The sequence below is a fragment of the Magnetospirillum fulvum MGU-K5 genome (genome assembly GCF_000442515.1).
Taxonomy (GTDB): Bacteria; Pseudomonadota; Alphaproteobacteria; order Rhodospirillales; family Magnetospirillaceae; genus Phaeospirillum; species Phaeospirillum fulvum_B.
Genome location: NZ_AQPH01000128.1, coordinates 1 through 4,063 on the forward strand (window position 1 = coordinate 1; position 4,063 = coordinate 4,063).

The window sequence follows — 4,063 nt, forward strand, 5'->3', positions numbered from 1 at the left end:
GATCCTGGGGTTGCCGTCCTGGTCCAGCACCGGCTTGCCGTCGGCATCCTTCAGCGTCTCCCGGGTGCTCCATTGCCAATATTCGATCGTGGCCGAGCGCTCGCCTTTCCTGACCTGAGCCCCGATTTCGAGGGCCTGACGATAGGTCATCCAACGCGGATCGGCCCGGCCCATCATCGACAGCCACAGATCGTTGATGCCGCGATAGGGCTTATTGCTGACCGGGTTGAACGGAGCCGCGCCGATCTCTCCGGGCTTCCAGGGCTTTTGCCAGGGCGCGGTGCCCGCCTCGATGCGGCGGATGATTTCGCCCGCGATTTCGTCGCGATAGCTGATCTTGGTTTCGGCCATCATTCCGCCTCCTCGTCAAAGCGGCTTTCCTGCGCGGACTCGATGTCGAGGGCCTCGTCCTCGAAGGCGGCCATCGCGTCTGCATCGTCGGGATCGACCGCCACCACCAGGCCGGTGGTGATCTGAACCGCGATCTGGTCGAGCGGGATTTTGGGATCAGGGGACATCGGAGGGCTCCTTTCAGGCTTTGTCTTCGACCACCGGGGTGATGCCGCCATTGGCATCGACCTCGATCTCAATGCTGGTGCGGCGCTGACCGTCCTGGTCCCAAGAGCGGGCGCGCAGCGCGCCCTGGACGAAGACGAGGCGGCCCTTGGTCGCCTGCTTCGCCAGCACCTTGTCGATCAGCGAGGGAACGAAGGTGACGACGCGGAACCAGTCGGTTTCGCTGTGCCATTTGCCGAGGCGATCCTTGTAGGAGCGCTCGACCGCGAGGTTGAACGAGGCGACCTTGCCCTTGTCGCCGGGCAGGGTCTTGATCTCGGCATCGGCCCCCAGGCGACCGGCCAGCATCACGCTGTTGAGGGTGAACATCGTTGCTCCTTTCAGGGGGTGGAGGAGGATCGGGCGGCGGCGCGGATGCGATCCGCGAGGCCGGAAGTCTCGGCATTCGTCGGAGACGCCGAGGGTTTGGATTCGGTTGCTCTTTCCCCGTCGTTGGCTTCGGCCCCGATCGGGGCGAGCTGCGAGCGCTCCAGCAGGGTGCGATCGAGGAAATAGAGCGGCTGGCGGCCGAGGATCGGGGGATGGCCCGCCACAAACACCAGCATCTCGCCGGGGCGGACGATCCGGGCGGGATCGCGCCGTGATTTGACCGCTGCCTTGAGTCGCATGCATTCGTCCGGCGTCAGCAGCGGCCGGGCCACTTCGGCGACGCTGTCGGTGACGGTGCCGGACAGCGCCAGCGGCTTGCGCGAGCGGGTGCTGCGGGTCTGCACGATCGTGGTCTTGCCGCACAGATCGGACAGCACCCGGGCGGTGGCCACCTCGTTCGGCGCATAGGCGACCCGGATATGGCAATTGCCGACGATCGAGTTTTCGCGGCCATAGGTGCCCTGAAGCTGGGTCAGATCCTGGATGATCAGGAAGGCCTTCAGCCCGTACCCGGCCATGAAGGCCAGTGCCCGCTCGAAGATCTCCAGCTTGCCGACGCTGGTGAACTCATCGAGCATCAACAGCAGGCGATAGCGGTATTTGGGAGCATCACCGCTCTGCATCAGGCGGCGCAGAACGAGGTTCAGGATCACGCGTAGCAGCGGACGCAGCCGGTCGATGTCGGACGGCGGCACCACCAGATAGAGGCTGGCCGGACTCTCCCCGTTCATCAGATCGGAGAGGCGAAAATCCGATGCGGCGATGTTTCGCGCCACGATCGGATCGCGATAGAGCGACAGATCGACCTTCGACGAGGACTGAACGCCGGAGCGTTCTTGCGCCGCCCGGTCCATCATTTCCTGCCCGGCCGAGCGGATCAGCCGGGTGGTTGCCTCCGCCCCGGTCTCGAAGCGGATCATGTCGGTCAGCAGGTGTTCCAGCCCACCTTCGCCCGAGGCGGTCAGGATCGTATCGACATCGGTCAGGGTGGCGACGCGGCCCTGCTCGGCCCGGACCTTATAGAGGGTGTAGAGGATCGCGGCGGTCAGCCAGGAGAAGCCGGACTTGGCCCAGAAATCGGCCAGCCCCTTGCCGTCGGGGTCGATGATCATCGCGGCGATGTTCTGGGCGTCGGCGATGGCGTGGTTGCTGTCGAGACGGATTTCGGCCAGCGGGTTGAAGCGCAGCCCACCAGACTCGGCAGTGGGATCGAATTTCAGGATGCGCTGGCCCTGGGCAGCCCGCCAGCCCGAGGTCATCCGCCAGTTCTCGCCCTTGATGTCGAGCACCAGCACCGAGCCCGGCCAGGACAGCAGGGTCGGCAGCACCAGCCCGACGCCCTTGCCCGAGCGGGTCGGCGCGAACGCCAGCACATGCTCCGGCCCGTCATGGCGCAGCGTCCGGACCTTGCCGGTCAGCCCAGGCCAGCCACCGACGACCACGCCCGTTTTGCCCATCAGCCCGGATTGTTTGACATCGGCCCGGGTCGCCCAACGGGCCGAGCCGTGCAAGGTGGTGTCGTCGCGCCCGCCATGGGTGGTCCGCCCGCCGATCCGGGACGCCAGCGCCTGAAGCAGCACGATCAGGACGATCAGCGCCGCCGCGACCCCAAACAGACTCACGGTCAAAAACAGCGGAAGCTGGCGGTAGGTGCGCAGGTAATCCTGCACCCAGAGCCACGAGGCAGCCTCAAGCGGATAGAAGCCGAACCCCACTTGCCACACCAGGCCGGTGACGAAGGCGACGATCAGCAGCGCGACGGGGAGGAGAAGCAGTCTCATCGCCCGGCCCTCCGGAGACGCCCGGTCTTCTGGAGAAGGTTATGGGCTCTGCCCATCCCCGCCAGGGGCACAGCCCCTGGACCCCGATCCAATTGATGCCGGTTCCAGGGGGCGCGGCCCCCTGGTGGGTGTGGGCAACGCCCACGTCTTGCGGCCTTCGGCATGATATTCTGGCGGCAGAGCGCGGAATCGAGAGGAGCCCCCGATGACCAAGCCTCCCGCCCACCTTGATCCGGCCGACGACGCCCCGGAACTGACCGACGAACGGATTTCGGCCAGCGGGTTGAAGCGCAGCCCGCCGCTCTCCGCCGTCGGATCGAACTTCAGGATGCGCTGGCCCTGGGCTGCCCGCCAGCCCGAGGTCATCCGCCAGTTCTCGCCCTTGATGTCGAGCACCAGCACCGAGCCCGGCCAGGACAGCAGGGTCGGCAGCACCAGCCCGACGCCCTTGCCCGAGCGGGTCGGCGCGAACGCCAGCACATGCTCCGGCCCGTCATGGCGCAGCGTCCGGACTTTGCCGGTCAGTCCGGGCCAGCCACCCACGACCACGCCCGTTTTGCCCATCAGCCCGGATTGTTTGACATCGGCCTGGGTCGCCCAGCGGGCCGAGCCGTGCAAGGTGGTGTCGTCGCGGCCGCCATGGGTGGTCCGCCCGCCGATCCGCGACGCCAGCGCCTGAAGCAGCACGATCAGGATGATCAGCGCGGCGGCGACCCCAAACAGACTCACGGTCAAAAACAGCGGAAGCTGGTGGTAGGCGCGCAGGTAATCCTGCACCCAGATCCATGAGGCGGCCTCAAGCGGATAGAAGCCGAACCCCACTTGCCAGACCAGTCCGGTGGTGAAGGCAACGATCAGCAGCGCGACGGGGAGGAGAAGCAGTCTCATGCTGCGGCCCTCCGAGGACGTCCGGCTTTCTGGAGAGGTTCATGGGCTCTGCCCATCCCCGCCAGGGGCACAGCCCCTGGACCCCGATCCATGTGATGCCGGTCCAGGGGGCGCGGCCCCCTGGTGGGTGTGGGCAACGCCCACATCTTGCGGGTCGCGCTCATGCTGCACTCCGTTCGGAGAGGGTGCCGTCCTTCATCACCCAGCGCCCGGCGCGGGGTTCGTAGATGTCGGTGATGCGGCGATAGCCGTCGCGGTCGCGTTTGATCTGGACGATCACGTCGACCAGTTCGGCGAGGAATTCCGAGATGCGGGGCATCGACTGCCCGGCCCAGGCGATGTTCTGCTCGAACTTGCGGTTCAGCACCTGATGGGGGCTTTCGGCGTGGATCGAGCACATGAAGCCGGTGATCCCGGAATTCAGCGCGCCGAGCGCCGCGAAGGCGTTC

At 66.5% G+C, this 4,063-nt stretch carries 6 protein-coding genes; all 6 read right to left on the reverse strand.

Annotated elements, in window-relative coordinates; genetic code table 11:
• On the reverse strand, positions 1 to 354 hold a 354-nt coding region (locus tag K678_RS16945), incomplete at its 3' end, for an ArdC-like ssDNA-binding domain-containing protein (protein ID WP_231376285.1).
• Positions 351 to 518, reverse strand: coding sequence for a hypothetical protein (locus K678_RS18855; protein ID WP_155804597.1), 168 nt, complete (start codon positions 516 to 518; stop codon positions 351 to 353). The genes K678_RS16945 and K678_RS18855, both read right to left, overlap by 4 nt.
• Before the next feature lie 13 nt (positions 519 to 531).
• Entirely contained in the window at positions 532 to 885 is a 354-nt protein-coding gene (locus tag K678_RS16950; RefSeq protein WP_021133705.1) for a single-stranded DNA-binding protein, read from the reverse strand.
• 11 nt (positions 886 to 896) lie between these two features.
• A complete protein-coding gene (locus tag K678_RS16955; protein WP_021133706.1) occupies positions 897 to 2,726 on the reverse strand; it encodes a type IV secretory system conjugative DNA transfer family protein in 1,830 nt (609 codons plus the stop codon).
• 39 nt (positions 2,727 to 2,765) lie between these two features.
• Entirely contained in the window at positions 2,766 to 3,614 is an 849-nt protein-coding gene (locus K678_RS16960; protein ID WP_021133707.1) for a type IV secretory system conjugative DNA transfer family protein, read from the reverse strand.
• Positions 3,615 to 3,774: 160 nt separating this feature from the next.
• On the reverse strand, positions 3,775 to 4,063 hold a 289-nt coding region (locus tag K678_RS19220; RefSeq protein WP_021133708.1), incomplete at its 5' end, for a P-loop NTPase family protein.